Genomic DNA, 17,588 nt, shown 5'->3' with positions numbered 1-17,588 from the left:
GTTCCTAGTAGGAAGATTGCATATTGTCTAGGATAAATCCTATTGAGGGGTCGAAAGGCACGAAACATGGATGATGTACGAGAAACTCTGGACCGACTGATCCGCGATAACCGCGATGATTATTCCGGTCTTTCAAAAATGCTCGGCCGTAACGCCGCCTATATCCAGCAGTTCATCAAGCGCGGCACACCTCGCAAGCTCGATCCTGATGACAGACGAAGGCTAGCCAGCTTCTACGGCGTTGATGAACAGGTCTTGGGTGGCCCTCCCTCTACTGACACCGATGGAATGATCGAAGTGCCAGTCCTTGACGTGAATGTCTCTGCCGGACATGGCGCACTGGCAACAAGCGAGGATAAGGAAACGCGTTTCTCGTTCGATGAGCGCTGGCTGCGCAGGTTGACACCGGCCAAAGGCGCCAGTCTGTCGGTCGTCCGTGTAATCGGCGATTCGATGGAACCAACGCTTTCTGATGGCGATGATGTACTGGTAGATGCATCCGATCATGGTGCGCGTCTGCGCGACGGTATCTATGTGATCCGGGTTGATGACACGCTGATGGTCAAACGCGTCGCGCTACGTCCCGATAACAGGTTTGTAACCATTGCCAGCGATAATCCGGCTCACCCGACATGGAATGATGTTGACCGCAGCACAATCCATATTGCTGGCCGGGTACTCTGGTTTGGTCGCGCGCTCTAATCAACTATTTGCGCTGAAACTATTTAAATCCCCATATCCAGCGGCTTGCTGTGTTCTTTCTCAAGTTCTCGCTGGTTCTTTTGTGGTTCTGTGGACGCAATGTCCTGACCTTTCGCAAGTCCAGTGGCAGCAGCTTTGCCCAGACGTGCGGTCACTTCGAGCGCTGATGTCTTTACGCCATCGTTTTTCTCAACCACCGCTTCCAGTTTCTCGCGGTTATCAACAATCAAAGTCAAACCATCGCGAAGACGGGTGATCGTGACCAGAAATGTCTGCTTGTTGGAAAGATTGCGCTCGCGGCTATCCATCACGGCAATTCCGCGATCAGAGGTCAGCCCTTGGGCCATATGAGCATTGAGTGCATAGGCCAGATCAACGCGTTTGAGCATTGGATCATCATGGCGCAGCCGGTGTTCGACACCCGAAGATGATTGCAAGTTCACATGCTTGTCATCGATGGCTGTAATATTTGCCTGGTCGGCATTAAATAGTCCGCGCTTATGATCGCTGTCTGTCCAGCGGATTTTATCACCTGCAAAAATACCAAGCTGCTTCTTTTCATATAAGGCGATCTGATCCTCGGCAGCATTTGCGCGCAGTTTGCCCACCTGAAAGCTTCGCTCCCTGCCCTTTCGATCCTTCAGGACAAGCTGCTTTGTACGCTCATTGACCGAAACGACATCATATTGTCCTTTGCCAAGGCGCTGAGCGCGATCAGCTGTTTTGAGTTCAATCATCATGCCAGGTTTGTAGCTGTGAACATAGCGCAGTTCCTCGCGGGTGCTGTTAACGCGGCTATAGGTCTGCAGTTTCAACTCCCGCTTTCCCAGTTCGTTGTTTGCCCTCAATCCGGATTGCACCGCTTCATTGACCGCTGTGCGCAGTGCCCGTCCCGATGCATAAATAGCCGTCGATTGCCGCTCCTCAGGTGCCAGCGCTAACCAGCGTTCAGCGGCAATAAGCGCGCTACCTTCTTTGGTTTCGACAATATGGTCTTTCAAATAGGACATGGCCTCGCCAATATTGCCAGCCTGGGCTGAATATTGCGCGCGGCGCAGTGTTTTGTCGCGCGCACGCAAATTGGTGATCATCTTGGCGGTATCAATGCCAGCAGACTGCACCAGCGCAAACGGCTTTCCGGCATCAACAGCGCCAAGTTGTTTTTTGTCACCGATCATCACCAGACGGTCCACCTCCAGCAGGTTGGCAAGCCGGACCAGTTTTTCTTTTTCGACATTGGAGACCATCGAGGCTTCGTCGAGCACCAGCACATGATTTTTCATGGCGGCTTTGGCTTCGAGAATGTCTTTCTTGCTAGCGCCTTCTTCGAGGATTTTTTTATGATTTCCAATGAAGCGCGCCAAGGTCATCGATGCAATTCCGGTATCGCGCTCGAGCATTTGCACCAGCGTATTCTGGACCGCGAGACCCAGAACCGTTTTGCCATTCTCGCCCAAAAGCTGCGAGACGGGTTTAAGAAGACTGCTCTTGCCAGCCCCTGCAATGCCCTGGACCGCAAGGGTGCGATTGGACGATGACAAGATCATCCGTCCAGCGGATTCCTGACCTTTATTGAGTGTCATGCCAAAATTGAGGCCCGCGACAGCCTGCAACTGCTCGCCTGCCATCTGTGAAGACAAAACCGGCTCAGTCTTACCCCTGCCCGCTTCTACCTGACCAATTATGCGCTGTTCGATCTGCAAGGCATCACGGGTGGTAAGAAAATCGCGGTCGCGTCCTTTGCCCCGGACGAGTTCACCTTCCCTGACAAGAGCCCTCACGCGGCGTTCGACATGGGCAATGGATGTCGGGAGGCCAAAATCGAGAGCGGTTTTATAGATATCGTGGATTCCAAATGCAGCTTCGCGCTGCGCCAGATGACGAATGGCCGAAGCGGCCGCCTGCGCTGCAGCGATCTCCTCGCGGGGTTTGTTTAAAATATGCGCCTGTACCAAAGGATCAGAAGCTGGTTTTGCAGTATATCCGTGGAGCCTTTCGGCGAATGCGCGCAGGAAAATCATTCCTTTTTGTGCCAGCGACAGATTGGGGTTTTGATCAAGCTCCAGGCCTGCTGCCCGAATATTTGCTTTTTCAATTAGGCCGCCAAGATCCAGTTCCATCGCCTGTGCTGCTTCCCGCCATGTCGCGGACAAGGCATCCCTGTCCTTGATGGCTTCTTTGGGCGCGCGGGTTGCAAGAGCGGCAATCTTGCCAGCTTCCATTCCCGGACCCCGGCGAGCATCAAGCACCTCCTGGCGGCGCGTAGAAAAGGCCATTACCGCTTCGCGCGAAATACCTGCTGCTTCAAAATTGCCATGCTTGCCTTGCCGGCCGGGCGCATATCCCAGTTTTTCGATTTCAAGGCGAAATCGCGCCATAGCGATGCTGTTGAGAAGCGTATTATTGGACCATAGCTTGTCGTTGTGAAGCGCCCGCCATTTTGCATCGGGTCCCTGCGTCACATTGGCAACAACCGCATGAAAATGAACATTGGGTTCCTGATTGCGATTGGTATCGTGCTGAAACAGACCGATCGCGAGATTGCCCGTGCCAACGGCCTTGATCTTGCCGCCGGAAAAAACCCGTGTCTCTGCGATATTTTTTTCGGCCCATTGCAGGGTTTCTGTCACCGCAGTCCGATAGGCATCAATGATCCGTTTATCGCCGCCAACCAGAGCGAGCAGCGACCAGCTTTTTGGTAGCGAGAAAGTAAGATCGGTTCCCGCCCGGTGATATTGTTTGTCGCTGCCCACACGCTCGCCATTTGGCAATTCGCCGCGCAGCAGGGCCTCAAAGGCGGGCGCTTCCACCTGACCTCGAAGCCCTAGCCGCTCCGCCCCATCACCAATCCACTGGCCAGAACGATCCGCATCGGATTTGGTATAATAATTATCCGCTGCGAAATAGTTCGCGGCACCGCCCGCAGACCGGACATTGGAGGCGGAGAGCATAGGTCAGTTCCTATCATTTGGGCGCGCCCTCCACCGCGCAGGTTTCACATATCATATTCGCCGATATCGCGGTCTGGTTCATCGCGTACCGCACCTTCGCGCAGATCGCGGCCAGCATCGCGGCGTGCATTGCTGATCATACGGGTGTTATTTGCCGGGTCAGACGGATCAGGCAGATCCGAGCGCTGCAACTTGTCGTCCTTGGTATCAAGCGATTGCGCCAACTCATCTTCATCCCTTGGGTTTTGGGATGCATCAATAACCGGATCCACAGCGTTGCCTTTGAGCAATTCCGGTGCGAGTTCGCTCGATGGTTGAGCACCCCCGATCTCCAAGTTTTCATCAAACGCCAACTCTTGCTGGGTTGATGTAGACGGTTTCACGCCGTCTTCATTATCATCACCGTCGGCTCCGCACTGCGCCTCAGCGGCAGCGGCGCTATCACCTCCCTGATCAGGCTTGGAAGGAGACGGGGTTTCGTCTGCCGGTTCGTGCGGTTCATCAAATGCCCGCGCGATAAATCCTTCGGCCTTACTGGGCCAGGATTGCGGGATCAGTTTGACCGGAGCAGCAGGAAAACCATCGGGGAACTTGATGTAGCCGTTAAGGCGCGGCAAGTTCATAAACTGGTCGGGCAGCAGCAGCGGTTCGACCTGCCTTTTGGGGGTCAGGCTAACCGCATCGCGGGCGTTATTATAACCATAGCTATAGCCTTCTTCCATGTCGCGTATTTGCCGGTGACCGATAAAATCGGAACACCATGTTGCCGTTTCCCGGTCAGCAGTTGCGAGGATCAATTTGGTGCGCGCCAATGACGACAATGTCATTGCCATATTTTCCCCGTACACCTCCTTGAGTTTGGCAAAGGCATGGATGCCAGTGACGATGGCACCGCCAAAATTACGGGCCGTTTGCAGTCCTTTTTCCAGCGCCGGCAAACGGTGCAATGCGCCGAGCTCATCGATCATGAACCACACGCGCAATTCGGAGGTCCGGTTCATCGACATAAGCGTATTCATCGCGGTGTTCATCCACAATGTCAGCAGCTTGGAACAGATGCTCATATCCACATAGCGCGCGGATATAAAAATGATCCCGCCGGGTTCGCATTCACCCGTTACCCAATCGCGGATTGAGAACTCAGGGCCGCGCTTGGGAAGTAGCATCAACGCCTCCGCATTTGCATTGAGTACAGCCCGGATCGATGTTGCCATGCGCGCCGCCTTTGGCGCGGTCAATTGTTCAGCAACAGTACCTTTCAAAAGCTTATGTACATCGGTTAGGTCGGCGGTAATGAGCTTTTGGGCGAGTGCCTCATTGGTCGGCGTACCCGCCTTCAAAAGCTGCATGCAGGATTGCACAAATACCGAGCGCGCACCGATAACCCAGAACTGGTCATCGCCCCCGCCATCTTGCGGCACAAGCGCTTCAGCCGCGCTATGAAATTCAGCAATACCGCTACAATCATTGAACACACTCCATTGCGGACAGCGGGCATCGAGCGGGTTCAATATGACATCGCGCGAAGGATCATAAAAATGCTCGATAAAGGCGCCGGTTAAATCAAATATCACGGCGCGCTGTCCCTTTCTGCGGGCTTCGTCGATCATCTCCAATAGCGCTACGGTTTTACCCGTCCCGGTGGTCCCGATCAGCATCGCGTGACTTTGTTCAAGCCGCCAAGGGTAGCTGACAGATGCAAGTTTGGAGGGTTTGTAAAAGCCCGCTGCCGCAAGCTGCTTCTGACCGGCGAGCCGCCAACGCCAACCCAGTTCTGTTTTCATTTCTTTCGCTTGTTCTGCCATATTATGGCGCGTGATTTCTGCTTCAAGTACGGGCAATGTTGCAAGCTGCGCGCCGCGTTCATGTTTGCTTTCTTTCGACCGGCCGCCAAAATATTCTGCAACCCAGTAGAACAGGGCGAACGCAGGTAAGAACAACAAAGCTGAGATGGCCAAGGCCGTACGGAACGATGTCCATAATGCCTCCATTGCGCGAACAACCGGAGGGAAATTCTGGACCGTAGAAATTGCCATTTCAATACTGCCGCCGCCCGCAAGATCGAGATTAATCGGTTTGGTAGGATCGAACTCCATAAACCCGTAAAGTGAGGCATAAAGGTTCATGCCGACGAGATATTGCTGGTTGTCGCTAAGACCGGATGTCACTTGCCAATAGGACATGCCTACCAGGAGAATGGCGGCGATGATGAGCGGTGCTTTGAGACCGCTTGCGAACATGAAACCAAAGTGACCAAGCAGCTGGCTGCCGCGCGTGAAATTGACGAGATTACGCTTCATCACGGCCTCCATTTAAAGAGGCTGGTACCAGTCCCAATCGTTCCAGACGACGGGCATATGCTGCATGGGCTTTTTGCCGAAGTGAACCGTCTGGATGTGCAGTTAAAATGGCATCAAGCGCGACGGAAGAAAATATAATTTCGCGGGCATGATCGAGATCGTTTAACGCGCCGCTGCCAGCTTCCTCCTGCGCGATATATGCCGCCATGACAAGATCGCGAATGAAGACGCTGACACATTCTCCGTGGTCATCAGCTTCCGATCTTACCCACTGCGCAAGCGGATAAGAAAGATAGGTTTGTAAGCAAATATGTTTGGTCATACTCAGGTTCCTTGACGTTCAAGAACCTGGTTCACTCTTCGAAAAGCCCAACAAGAATAAATCGTGAACAAATCTAAGTCAATGAACAATATTTTATTATTTATCAGTAACTTGCGGCGATGTGATTGGGGTAAGACTTGGCAAAAAGCCATCAAGTCTTAGAGGATTTGTCTATTACATTGGTCGATTTCGGGACTTAAATAATTGATATAAAAGGATATATCCAAGGCAGCAAGCTGCGTCCGGTGTACTCTCTTTTGTTCCCAGCTCGGCAGCAGTTATCCAGATGATTTTCTCGATACTTTCATGAGGCGTTATGACTCATGGATAGACCATAAAAACGCGCGCTGATGATTGTCATCAGCGCTCATCTAAAGCAAAGAAAGAAAGAACACGTCGCTAGGCAAGCAACAAAAAAGGGCAACGGATGGGAGGATCCATTGCCCTGTTACACCCGGTCTTGGTGTGTCCCGTATCAATACCGGCCCGGGTCGCAAAATGGTCGAGATCGATACGGAAAACTGAATTTGTTTGCCCGAATCTCCTACGCCTTGTCGGGTCTGTATGATTGTATAGAATCGCCTCGATAGCTAGTTAATCATGCGAACAAAAAAATAGGCAGAGACCGCCACCGGCCCCTGCCTAGCGTTCAAAATTCATCGAGAAGCGCGCCATGCACGGTGTGCACCACGCGGTTTAGCGCCCATGCTGGCAGCGCGTTATAATCCCCTTCATCCAGTGCCACATATCCCTGCTCGTCATCCTCGATTACATGCTGATCAAAGAAGCTGTGCAATGCCCGCTTCTCGGCTGTTTCAACCGCTGCAAAATAGCTTTGTGTATCGTAATTGCTTTCCAAAACCTGAGTCATAACTACCTCCTGAAATTTGCCAAAATTGACAGGAAGTCAAAAGATGCGTGGGAGGTTGTCGGGTCAGGGATCGCCTTGCAAAGGCGACCGCACCAGCGGCGATGGGGGAAACGATTTTATTGGTGCGGAGGCGCAGCCGCAGCGCCAATAAAATGGTGGGGCCCCGTCGTCCTTGACGCGGTAGCATCCCGCGCATCATCCTCAGACTCACAAGTGAGCAAGACCCTCCCATCCGCAGATACGACTGGTACGGACTGCGCAAATATGCGCTTTCCTACAGGCATATTCTTATGTCAGCACAGCGGCGCAGGGAGATCGTTAAAGACAGTTCACATGACACGCAAAACAGGCGCAATAGCCGCACTCAAGAAACTCGAAGCCGACCGCGAAAAACTCAATCAAAGACAGCGCGAACTGGAAACGAAAGCAGCAACCGAACTCGGCCGGGTACTGTTGGGAACGGGCGTGGAAAGCTTCGGCGCGAAGCATCTCAAACAGATTGGGTTGGCGCTGGGCAAAATGGGCGAAGAACAGGCGCTAGAACAGCTTGGAATTTCAAATCATCTGGCAACCAAGTAGACTTCTTTTACGCATCTCAGAAACAGAAAAAAGGCCCCGCCGGGAAACCGGCGAGGCCTGAATGGTTGGCGATGAAGATTGCTAATCACTCATCAATGTCGGGTGCATCCTTGTTATCCTGAGACACACCGCGGGTGAGAAAATCCACTTTGTCAGCAAGGATTTCGCAGCCATAGCGTTTGATGCCTTCACCATCTTCCCACTGGGTGTAATGGATACGTCCTTCGATCGAAACCATCTGGCCTTTGGTGCAATATTGGGCGACGTTTTTGCCAAGCCCGTTGAAGCAGGTGACGCGGTGGAATTCTGAATCCTTGACCGTATAGCCATTGTCGTCCTTGTAGGTCTTGCCTTCGCTGTTGCGGGCCGGACGATCGGTGACAACCGAGAGATTAGTAACCGTTGTTCCGCCGTTGGTGTCGCGGCTTTCCGGTTCGCGGATAACACGTCCAACCAAAAGTGTAATGTTCGTCATGATATTTCTCCTGATATTCTCAAACCGGACCATTCCGGCTTGCGAACTGACGATGAGAAACAGGAGAAGCAGCATTGCACCGCAGGCGCTTTAACGCCGGAGGGAAACCGGCTTTGTCCGGGTGGTGCGGGCAGCACCTGAAAGGTGCAACACGGCCGGTAACAAAGCCGGTTGCTATGCTGCTGACCTGGTTCAGGAAGGTTCGCGAAAAAGCCGAATTGGCTCTCGGTTGATTGCCATTTCAGGAGAACTGACGAGTTCGTGCTTTGGTGCTGTTATTCGCATGCCTCATAAAGCCACCAGACTGCGGGCCAATTGACCATCGGCGGATACTTCACCCGCTACGTGGGCAAGTTATACGGATGAAAATGCTACGAGGTTTCTTTCAGTTGCGCTGCTGTTCCCTTCGCGGGAAACAAATTTGATGGCCCTTTCACAATCCCGACTGACGGTTAGAACAGCAATCGATCTGCTCACCACAGGCAGGTACCTGACAGCTTTCGCCGGTATGTCCGCATTGCGCCCCAATATCGGACGCCCCAATGGTTTCCCCTTTATCCCGATAGCGGTCATTTTGGAGGAGACAATTGGTCTAATCGAGCGCCCCGAATTCATCGCGCAACCGACTTTCATTCAACCCATAGCGGCCAGCGATATTGACGAAAAAGGAGTCCCAATGGTTCGTCAATACTTGAACCGTCTGCGAACCTTTTTGCAAAAACTCATATCCGGCCGAGCCAGGAACACGAACATCGTGCCCTGGCCTGGGTGGACAGTTCTCGATCTCCGAAACGTAAGAATCAGACCGTTCCTTGACCTTATCTATCGATCCGAATTTTGCAGGGTTGATGCATAGATAATAGCTTCCTCCAACAGTCGGTATCTTGTCGTCACCATCAGCATTCACGACCTCTTCAATTGATGGCATTGATGTAGAAGGTATTCCAATCGGATTGATGATTGCAGTCATAGCCTCATTCCACATATTCAATGCATACGTTCGCGGCTCTTCCAACTGCCCTGCAGCCGTGCAATCATAGACGCGGCCATAGCCCTCCAAGGGCCTTGCATAGTTGGTAACGTCATCTGTCAACTCACCTGTCTCGGGATCAATGAGCCACTTCCCATTTAGCGGTTTATTATGGATCGCAGCTTCCGCCACATCCGCATCGTAAAATTCAGCCAACGCTACGCTGGTCCATACCGGAGCTTTGTCTCCCGCCGGAGCAATCGCATCAAAAGGCGGGCAGGATAATTTGTTAAACATGCCCCCAAAAGGCGCGGCCAAAGGAACAGTATTATTGGAAGAAAAGGCCATCATATCTTCTTCGAAAGCCTTGTAAACATAGCGAGCAAAGCTACCAGCATCGTTGTGATTGCCACCGAATACGATGGCAATACCATATTCACGAGCCTTTTCTATCGCTAGATCAGCCATGATATTTAGACACCAATAGCCGGTCGACCGGTTGCCATTTACTGTGGCCCAGGTTGGCCCATCGTCGATTACTTTGGGCGTTGCCTTGATATCCAGAACATCCATTTGGAGAGCAATGTCAATCGCCTCATAGACGCCTAGACCCTGATTTAGTTTTCCCTGTTTGTGAGCAAAGCATATCGCATCGGCGACATAATGTGCGTGCTCGCCGCTCGCTCCTGCTGCTTCCCAGACTCTCTTGATTGCAAAATAGAGGAAGGCAATATCTTCGCTGCGAGTTAATCCTTCTGCCATTTGATCAGTCCTTTGCAAACTTGATGGGATAGGGTCTTGTCTACAGAGCGCGCTCTAATATCGCATGAAGCAGAACATTGGTCCCGGCTTCCAGATGTTCTGGCTGTGCATCTTCGGCCTCGTTATGACTAATCCCATCCCTGCAGGGAACGAATATCATCGACGTGGGGGCCACCCGCGAAAGATAAACAGAATCATGGCCAGCGCCTGAAACCATTTCAATCGCATCGATGCCGAGCGTCTCAACACCTGTGCGTACTGCATTGATACAATCATCATTGAAATTCACGGCTGGTGAGCGCCATATTGTGTCAACAGAACAAGCCACACCAGCATCACTAGCTGCCTTTTCAATAGCCGCCATCATTTGCTCTTCCATCTGGTCTAGCTTGTCATCGTCCGGATTTCTAATATCTACGGCCAGTGTGACATTTTCCGGAACAGTATTCCGTGAACCGGGCGTTAGGTTCAAATCACCGAATGTCGCTCGGCTTTGTGGTGCAAATCTATCCGCAATTTTATAAACCTCGCCAATGATCACCTGCAATGCGCGTATGGGATCCTTACGCATCTCCATCGGAGTGGGACCTGCATGAACCGGTTCGCCGACGAGGTTGATATCAAACCACCGCATTCCCTGTACACCGGTGACGACGCCGATGGTCTTATCCTGTGCCTCCAATATTGGACCTTGTTCAATATGAGCTTCAAAAGCAGCTTGAACTGCGGATGGGGCGCAAGGATTATCTCCCGCATATCCGATACGCTGAAGTTCTCCACCAAGCGTCAAACCTGACTTGTCCTGAATATCATGCGCAAATTCCAATTCGAACTCACCAGAATAAACGCCAGACCCAATCATCGCCGGGGCAAAACGTGCGCCCTCCTCATTGGTCCAAACAATGGCTTCGACAGGATGTTGGGTTTCAACATCATTGTCGTTAAGTGTTTCAATCACTTCCAAAGCGGCCAGAACTCCATAAACGCCGTCGAACTTGCCGCCAGTTGGCTGCGTGTCAAGATGTGATCCAGCAATCACCGGCGACGCATCAAAATCGCTACCGGCTCTTCTCGCAAAAATATTGCCCATCTGGTCAAAGCGAATGGAACAACCCGCATTGCGCGACCATTCACAAAAAAGATCACGCCCCATTTTATCTTCGTCGGTGAGTGCCTGGCGATTGCAACCGCCTTTCGCAGTGGCACCGATTTCAGCCATGCTCATCAAACGGTCCCATAACCTCGCGCCATCGATTCTCAATTGATCATGTTGCATATTTACCCCATCTAACCGGATAAATCTCGAGTCATTAGACATTATGGTGATTGAAAAAGAGCTATTTTTCAATAACTTCGAAATCCATTCCCGAGATAACTTGTGTTTTGATATATATTCCCTATTATGAACAAAAATCAAGAGGATTATCCAGGGAGACTATCATGCGCTATCTTCGGCAGCTGCTCGTAGGCACGACTGCACTGACAATTTCACTTGCTGGTGCACCAGCATTTGCACAAAATGAGGCCGGTCAAGAGGCATCGTCTGATGATGGCGGCGGTAATGTAATCGTCGTTACTGCGCAGCGGCGCGAACAGTCGGTTCAGGACGTCTCGGCAACAATTAGCGCATTTGGCGGCGAGCAACTGGAAAAATTGCGGTTCGATGATGTGAATGATGTTGCAAACATTGTTCCCAACGTAGATATCAAAAAGGCCGTGGCCGGGAATAACTCCGTTATTACAATTCGCGGTGTAGGACTGAACGATTTTTCTTCTAACAATACAGGTTCTGTAGCAGTCTACGTTGACGACGTATTCCTTTCCACAACAGCCTCTCTCGAATTTTCTACCTTTGATACCGAACGACTTGAGGTTCTAAAAGGTCCACAGGGAACGCTTTACGGCCGCAATTCAACTGGTGGTGCTGTGAATATCATTAGCCGCAAACCAGAGTTTGACTTTGGCGGATATGCCACTCTTACCGGAGGTAATTTCGGCGTAATCCAAGGCGAAGCTGCTATCACAGGTCCCCTTTCTGATGTGGTTGCGTTTCGTTTGAGCGGACGCGTCAACCATCAAGGACAATCATTTTTTGACAATCAGTTGACTGGTGACGACTATGGAGATCGGACAGCATTTGGTATCCGCGGCCAGCTTGGTTATGAGAGTGATGCTTTCAAAGCTAATTTGAAAGTTCAATATTCGGACGATGAAGGTCCGGCTACTCCCTATAAACTATTTGGCGCGCAGACGCCTCAGTCTTCGGTTGATGCAGCCGGAGTAGCTGCTTTTCTAATGTTTCCTCCGCTCGCACCGATTCTCGCCACCGATCCTTCGGTCGGCTTAGGCGGTGTAGGAGCATTTTGTGCTCCTGTTGTGGCGGGTAATGTTAGTCCGACGGCTTGTGCGGACCTTAATGGATTTCAAGATATAAATTCAGACCCACGCGCCGGAACTTCGAATTTTGCGGGCGGAAATCTTTCGGAAATAGAAACTTTTGATGCAACGCTAACAATGTCTGCCGAATTCGGCGATGCGACGCTTACATCGGTTACGGGATATCGCACGCTCGACAGAAGTTTTGGGGAAGATATTGATGCTTCGCCCGCAACCTTGTTTGAATATTTGCAAGTTACCGATGTTAAACAGTTCAGCCAAGAGCTTAGACTCAACGTGACGAAAGATGATTTCGATGTCGTGCTTGGAGGCTTCTATTCCTATGATAAAGTCGATCATAGCTTCAACAATTTCTCCGATGATTTGTTCCTGACAAGATTGCTAATCGCGTATGAGCAAACGAATGATGCGTTCGCAGGCTTCGTTGACGCCAGCTACATCGTCAGTGATTTAATTACCCTGCGCGGTGGACTTCGGTTAACATATGAGAAGAAATCATATGTTGGCGGCACCACCGATACGAATCCGTTTGGAACCAGCCTTCTTTTACAGGACCCTGTAACAGGAGCCTTCTTCCCAGGGCCGTTGGCGATTACGGCCACCGATGTAACATTTAGTGAGACAGATTTATCCGGTCGCGCTGTCGTCGAAGTCACACCGAATGATGATGTCTTGCTCTATGCCTCGTTCAGTCGCGGCTTTAAATCTGGCGGTGTCATTGGTGATATTACATTTGCCAATGAAGAATTGGTACCCTTCAGACCAGAGGTTGTATACGCCTACGAGCTTGGTCTTAAAACCGAACCAACAGGAACGCTTCGTTTCAATGCGTCGGCCTTCTACTACGACTATAAAGATATCCAAACTTTTGTGGCCGGAACACTCGGCCCGGTTTTGGGTAATGCCGACAGTGCAAAGGTGTATGGCGCAGATGTGGAAGTATTCTGGAATCCGATCGATCCATTCACTCTAAATTTGGGGCTTGGCCTTTTGGACACGGAACTGGGCGCTCCGTTTAATGGAAATAAACTACCGAATGCACCAAGCTTTACGTTTACAGCACTCGCGTCTTATGATGTTCCCGTCTCTGACAATCTCGATTTCAACATGCAGGTAGGATTGAAACATTCTAGCAGTGTTGAGCGTGATGCGGCGAATACGCCTGTAACCTCAACCGGATCCTATACTATTCTCAATGCTCGAATTGGTCTTGCAACCGCTGATAGTGGTTGGGAGTTTTCAATCTTTGGAGAAAACTTAACCGGAGAAGACTATTCTCAGCAAACGTTCTTGTTACCTACAATCGGGAATGTGATCCAACAATATAACGCGCCTTTCACATTTGGTGGTTCTGTCACAAAGCGTTTTTAAGAAACGATCAACCAAAGACTAGTGGGGGAAAAGGGCGGTCGGTTGAGCCGCCCTTTTTATGTCCAGTTTGTAGGGTTACCGCCACCGGTTTGTTTTACACGGCAGCAAACAAGTAGCGTCAGCAATTCCCAAAGGAGAGCTGCTGCGAGATGTGATGAATATCCATCGGGATCGCGGTTTGGATTGAGCTCTACCAGATCGGCACCGACGAAATTCAGATCGCGGACATTCTGGATTAACTCGCGCACCTGACGCGGCGACAAGCCAAAGGGTTCTGGTCCAGTTGTGCCCATTACATAGGCGCTATCAATCCCGTCTATGTCGAGAGAGAGATAGGCTTTTTCTTTGCCGATAATCTCTTTAGCCTTGTCGATCACATAGGTCATGCCTTTTTCGAAAACTTCATCGGCGGTGATAATTGTCATCCCGGAATCTTCGGAGAATTCCCATAGGAAATTGGATCGTCCGCGAATTCCGATTTGCACCGTGCGCTCCGGATCAACAAAGCCATTGAGGACGGCCTGACGGAAAACCGAGCCATCATTAATTTCATCTCCTCCCCACACTGCCATCGTATCGCAATGGGCGTCGATATGGAGCAAACCAAAGGCCTCATGGCCTTGGCCTTCCGATAATCCTTTCAGCGCACCAAATGCGGTTGTATGCTCACCGCCGCAGTTCAGCGTATAAAGACCGGCCTGCGAAAGCTCGCGGAATGTATCGGCAATATCCTGCTTCACTCGTTGATCCAGCCGGGTTCCTGACCATTCTACATCGCCAAAATCGACGATCGAACACTGCTCAAAGGGTATATTGCCGGATATTTCGTCAATGGGACCATAATTCTTGCTCGCCTCCCGTGCAGCCTGAGGACCATGACGCGCACCGGCGAGCCCAATAGCCCCCAAATCCAGTGGCGAACCAACAATGGCAATATCTACACCGTCCAGTTCCTTTTTATGAGGTGCCTGGAAGAATCCAGGATGAGCCAGAAAGCCCGTGGTATCGAGATTATACCCCTGCTCCATTGCACGCATGAAAAAATCTGTGATTTTTGAGTCAGCAAAATCAAATGCCGGCCGATCAAGACCCCGGAGCCGTTCGAGCTTTTCTTCAGACATTTTGGGCATAGCAAATTTCCTTGTTAAAACCGGTCAATGTGCACCATCAAATGCTTCCACGGCATTGAGCAGCCATTTTGGTGCTGTTTCAGAGGCTCCCACACCGCCGTAAGATAGTAGTCCTTCCTCATCCTGTTCACCCGAAAGAACCTGTTTTGCAACCGTCGACAAATCACTAACGAATTTGTCCAGTGACTCTGGTCGCATGATATCGACGGTTAGATGGATTGCTGGTGGATCATTTACGCCCAATAGTCGCCATCCGAATTTCTCCATGCCGCCAACTATCAACTGCACATCGAGGCCATCGCCTGCGATTTGTAACAATGGCCCGTGTGTAGGCCAGGTTTTCAATCCATCAATTCCCGCCACCGCGTCGATGATCCGGTTGCGCGTTTCGAGGACTTTGCGAGCGTTCTCCAGGTAACCTTCGCGCCCAAATCTTTGGAACAAAGCCCAGCATGCAGCAATCGGGGCCAAGGGACGGGAACCGACAAAACTCTGTGAAATATAGAGACCGCAAGGCCAATCGGTAATGGGGAGGAAATGATATTTCTGTTCTTCCTTCGAACTCCATAGGACCGATGATAGCGGCTTTGGTGCATAACCATATTTGTGCAGATCTCCAGACATGGATCGCACGCCGGGCACAGACAGGTCATAGGGGGGAATTTCTTCGCCCAGTTCCCGAAAAAACGGCAAGATGTAAGCGCCGACACAGGCATCGACGTGCAGCCACAGATCATGTTCAACGGCCACCGCACCCAGCTCTTCCACCGGATCAATTTGGGCATAAGGCCAATTGGGCGCAGAGCAAGCTATCCCGATCGTGTTTTCGCCAATTGCTGCTATCATACCTTCCAGATCAGCGGACAGATTATCGCGCTGCGCGACCGTGACCACTTTCAAATCGAGTAACTGTGCCGATTTATGTAACGTTGCGTGAATAGAGTAAGGCGCAACAATCTCGGGATTCTTGATGTGCGGTCTATGCTCACGCGCCCATGCCCGCATTGCCTGTAATGCACAAAAAATACTTTCCGTTCCGCCCGATGTTAAATTGCCGCAGGCATCACTCCCACCGCCAGCGAGTCCAACGCAAATGTCCATCACCTCATTTTCCATGCGCGCTGCTGCTGCTTCCTGAAAAGTAAAAAGCGCATTCCAACCGTGAAACCGGTCATAGGCCGCGGAAACGGTATCCTTCATATCCGCATCGCCCCAAAAGGCTGTACTGGCGAGCTTACCCTGCTCGCCGTCGGTCATTTGGTCATTTAATAGGTCTAGCTCAGCTTCGACTTCGGATAAGGAAAGGCCGATTTCAGGAAATGTATATCGATCATTGTTGGACATGTTCAATTCCTTGTCACGCGGCAGCCAATAGGCCTTCTGAAACCAATTCCACTTTCGTTTCCTCAATACTGGCTTTCAAGGCGTCCACCATCTCACGACAGTTTTCCTCGGTTACAATAAGTGGCGGCGAAAATACCAGTAAGTCGCCAATAGGCCGGACCATCACGCCTTTTTCCAGGCATTTTTTATATACGCGCGTTGCGGAACCTATATCTGCATCAAAACCCGCTTTGGTTTCCTTATCGGAGACCAGTTCCACGCCCTGCATCAAATGATAACCGCGCACGTCGCCGACTATTGATATGGACATTAGTTCCTGCATCATTTCAGCAAATTTGGGGCCGATATTTTTGACATGGCCGTAAATATCTTCGCGTTCCAATATCTCTAAATTCTTGAGTGCGGCTGCACAGGCCACCGGATGACCGGAATAAGTATAACCCATGGTGAGACTACCACCATCTGGATCGGGCGCGCTGATCACGTCATAGATTTCATCGGAAAGCAGCGTCGCACTGTGAGGAATATAGCCTGATGTAATTCCTTTCGCTGTGTTGATAACATCCGGCTCAACGTCAAAAACAGATTTCGAGGCAAAGGGTACCCCAAGCCGTCCAAATGCCGTCACAACCTCATCGGAAATATAGAACATGTCATACTTCTTACATACAGCATGCATGCGCTTGTGATAGCCTTCGGGTGCGACCAAAACGCCTCCAGCACCCATCACAGGTTCAGCGATAAAGGCAGCAACACTATCCGGCCCTAGTTGCAAAATCCGGTCTTCAAATTCGCGGACCAAATAGTCACAAAACTGCCCCTCATCCATCCCATCGGGCCGCCGGTACATATTAGCCGCTGAAACATGCTCGATGAAATCCGGGATATGATCAAAGTGATTTTTTGTACCATGAATGCCGGTCAGGCTAGCAGCCAGATAGGTTGCGCCGTGATAACCATCAATGCGTGAAATAATCTTCTTTTTGCGCGTCTGCCCGAGCCGATTGAAATAGTAGTGGATCAGGCGCACGGACAGATCATTGGCGGCGGATCCTGAACTGGCGTAAAAGACATGATTGAGACTACCGGGTGCCAAGTCCGCTAGCTTGGCAGCAAGAACCGCAGCGGGCGCGTTGGTTGTGTGGCCGAACGGATTGTAATATTCCATCTCCAATACTTGATTGGCGATGGCGTTGGCCATTTCTTCGCGGCCATGGCCGATGTTCACGCACCAAAGACCGCCGATCCCATCAATAATCTGTTTGCCGTCGGAATCGGTAATATATGCTCCCTTAGCACGCGAAATTATGTGGCTGCCTTCCTCTTTGAAGGTGCTGAAATCGGTATAGGGATGAATGAAGTGATCCCGGTCCTTGCGCCAGATATCCTGCGCATCCAATTCGTTCATCATGAT

General features: G+C 51.0%; 13 protein-coding genes. 3 read left to right on the top strand and 10 right to left on the bottom strand.

Features of this window, described 5'->3' with window-relative positions:
* Window positions 1-66: 66 nt before the first annotated feature.
* Window positions 67-702 carry a S24 family peptidase gene (locus tag DK507_RS06495; protein ID WP_109355593.1) on the top strand — a complete coding sequence of 212 codons (636 nt, stop codon included), beginning with the start codon at window positions 67-69 and terminating at the stop codon, window positions 700-702.
* Window positions 703-725: 23 nt separating this feature from the next.
* Here the strand turns inward: DK507_RS06495 and mobF are convergent, their stop codons facing one another.
* From mobF to DK507_RS06475, 4 genes are all read right to left on the bottom strand, one after another.
* Entirely contained in the window at window positions 726-3,653 is a 2,928-nt protein-coding gene (gene mobF / locus DK507_RS06490; RefSeq protein ID WP_109355592.1) for a MobF family relaxase, read from the bottom strand.
* Window positions 3,654-3,697: 44 nt separating this feature from the next.
* The gene (locus DK507_RS06485) at window positions 3,698-5,953 is read right to left on the bottom strand and encodes a type IV secretion system DNA-binding domain-containing protein (RefSeq protein WP_109355591.1); all 2,256 of its coding nucleotides are present in this window, start codon (window positions 5,951-5,953) and stop codon (window positions 3,698-3,700) included.
* Complete coding sequence (locus DK507_RS06480; protein WP_109355590.1) at window positions 5,943-6,275, bottom strand: hypothetical protein; 333 nt, start codon at window positions 6,273-6,275, stop codon at window positions 5,943-5,945. The genes DK507_RS06485 and DK507_RS06480 overlap by 11 nt, the downstream gene beginning before the upstream one ends.
* A gap of 649 nt (window positions 6,276-6,924) precedes the next feature.
* A complete protein-coding gene (locus tag DK507_RS06475) occupies window positions 6,925-7,146 on the bottom strand; it encodes a hypothetical protein (protein ID WP_109355589.1) in 222 nt (73 codons plus the stop codon).
* 333 nt (window positions 7,147-7,479) lie between these two features.
* Here DK507_RS06475 and DK507_RS06470 point away from each other — a divergent pair, with 333 nt between their 5' ends.
* The gene (locus DK507_RS06470; protein WP_109355588.1) at window positions 7,480-7,725 is read left to right on the top strand and encodes a DUF6437 family protein; all 246 of its coding nucleotides are present in this window, start codon (window positions 7,480-7,482) and stop codon (window positions 7,723-7,725) included.
* A gap of 85 nt (window positions 7,726-7,810) precedes the next feature.
* Here DK507_RS06470 and DK507_RS06465 read toward each other — a convergent pair whose 3' ends face one another.
* The 3 genes from DK507_RS06465 to DK507_RS06455 all read right to left on the bottom strand — a co-directional run bounded on the left by DK507_RS06465 (window position 7,811) and on the right by DK507_RS06455 (window position 11,208).
* Complete coding sequence (locus DK507_RS06465) at window positions 7,811-8,200, bottom strand: single-stranded DNA-binding protein (RefSeq protein ID WP_109356187.1); 390 nt, start codon at window positions 8,198-8,200, stop codon at window positions 7,811-7,813.
* Window positions 8,201-8,792: 592 nt separating this feature from the next.
* The gene (locus tag DK507_RS06460; RefSeq protein WP_109355587.1) at window positions 8,793-9,932 is read right to left on the bottom strand and encodes an Ldh family oxidoreductase; all 1,140 of its coding nucleotides are present in this window, start codon (window positions 9,930-9,932) and stop codon (window positions 8,793-8,795) included.
* A 40-nt stretch (window positions 9,933-9,972) separates the two neighbouring features.
* Entirely contained in the window at window positions 9,973-11,208 is a 1,236-nt protein-coding gene (locus tag DK507_RS06455; RefSeq protein ID WP_109355586.1) for a Zn-dependent hydrolase, read from the bottom strand.
* A 50-nt stretch (window positions 11,209-11,258) separates the two neighbouring features.
* On the opposite strand from DK507_RS06455, the gene DK507_RS06450 reads away from it, so the two are divergent.
* Window positions 11,259-13,700: a TonB-dependent receptor gene (locus DK507_RS06450; protein ID WP_162558927.1), complete on the top strand. Its 2,442-nt coding sequence runs from the start codon at window positions 11,259-11,261 to the stop codon at window positions 13,698-13,700.
* 56 nt (window positions 13,701-13,756) lie between these two features.
* Here the strand turns inward: DK507_RS06450 and DK507_RS06445 are convergent, their stop codons facing one another.
* The 3 genes from DK507_RS06445 to DK507_RS06435 are packed head-to-tail and all read right to left on the bottom strand — an operon-like array spanning window position 13,757 to window position 17,585.
* Window positions 13,757-14,830: an arginase family protein gene (locus DK507_RS06445; protein WP_109355584.1), complete on the bottom strand. Its 1,074-nt coding sequence runs from the start codon at window positions 14,828-14,830 to the stop codon at window positions 13,757-13,759.
* Between the two features lie 24 nt (window positions 14,831-14,854).
* Complete coding sequence (locus DK507_RS06440; protein ID WP_109355583.1) at window positions 14,855-16,174, bottom strand: pyridoxal-dependent decarboxylase; 1,320 nt, start codon at window positions 16,172-16,174, stop codon at window positions 14,855-14,857.
* Between the two features lie 13 nt (window positions 16,175-16,187).
* A complete protein-coding gene (locus tag DK507_RS06435) occupies window positions 16,188-17,585 on the bottom strand; it encodes an aminotransferase (protein ID WP_216822346.1) in 1,398 nt (465 codons plus the stop codon).
* Window positions 17,586-17,588: the final 3 nt, after the last annotated feature.

It is taken from the genome of Sphingorhabdus sp. EL138 (assembly GCF_900258045.1).
Taxonomy (GTDB): Bacteria; Pseudomonadota; Alphaproteobacteria; order Sphingomonadales; family Sphingomonadaceae; genus Parasphingorhabdus.
Note: the sequence above shows the minus strand (reverse complement) of the source record. Positions and strands in the feature narration are given on the sequence as shown.

What these genes read in the sequence shown, in the direction of transcription:
- DK507_RS06495 (WP_109355593.1), top strand. Translation starts at nt 67, where the DNA reads ATGGATGATGTACGAGAAACTCTGGACCGACTGATCCGCGATAACCGC.
- mobF (WP_109355592.1), bottom strand. Translation starts at nt 3,653, where the DNA reads ATGCTCTCCGCCTCCAATGTCCGGTCTGCGGGCGGTGCCGCGAACTAT.
- DK507_RS06485 (WP_109355591.1), bottom strand. Translation starts at nt 5,953, where the DNA reads ATGAAGCGTAATCTCGTCAATTTCACGCGCGGCAGCCAGCTGCTTGGT.
- DK507_RS06480 (WP_109355590.1), bottom strand. Translation starts at nt 6,275, where the DNA reads ATGACCAAACATATTTGCTTACAAACCTATCTTTCTTATCCGCTTGCG.
- DK507_RS06475 (WP_109355589.1), bottom strand. Translation starts at nt 7,146, where the DNA reads ATGACTCAGGTTTTGGAAAGCAATTACGATACACAAAGCTATTTTGCA.
- DK507_RS06470 (WP_109355588.1), top strand. Translation starts at nt 7,480, where the DNA reads ATGACACGCAAAACAGGCGCAATAGCCGCACTCAAGAAACTCGAAGCC.
- DK507_RS06465 (WP_109356187.1), bottom strand. Translation starts at nt 8,200, where the DNA reads ATGACGAACATTACACTTTTGGTTGGACGTGTTATCCGCGAACCGGAA.
- DK507_RS06460 (WP_109355587.1), bottom strand. Translation starts at nt 9,932, where the DNA reads ATGGCAGAAGGATTAACTCGCAGCGAAGATATTGCCTTCCTCTATTTT.
- DK507_RS06455 (WP_109355586.1), bottom strand. Translation starts at nt 11,208, where the DNA reads ATGCAACATGATCAATTGAGAATCGATGGCGCGAGGTTATGGGACCGT.
- DK507_RS06445 (WP_109355584.1), bottom strand. Translation starts at nt 14,830, where the DNA reads ATGCCCAAAATGTCTGAAGAAAAGCTCGAACGGCTCCGGGGTCTTGAT.
- DK507_RS06440 (WP_109355583.1), bottom strand. Translation starts at nt 16,174, where the DNA reads ATGTCCAACAATGATCGATATACATTTCCTGAAATCGGCCTTTCCTTA.
- DK507_RS06435 (WP_216822346.1), bottom strand. Translation starts at nt 17,585, where the DNA reads ATGATGAACGAATTGGATGCGCAGGATATCTGGCGCAAGGACCGGGAT.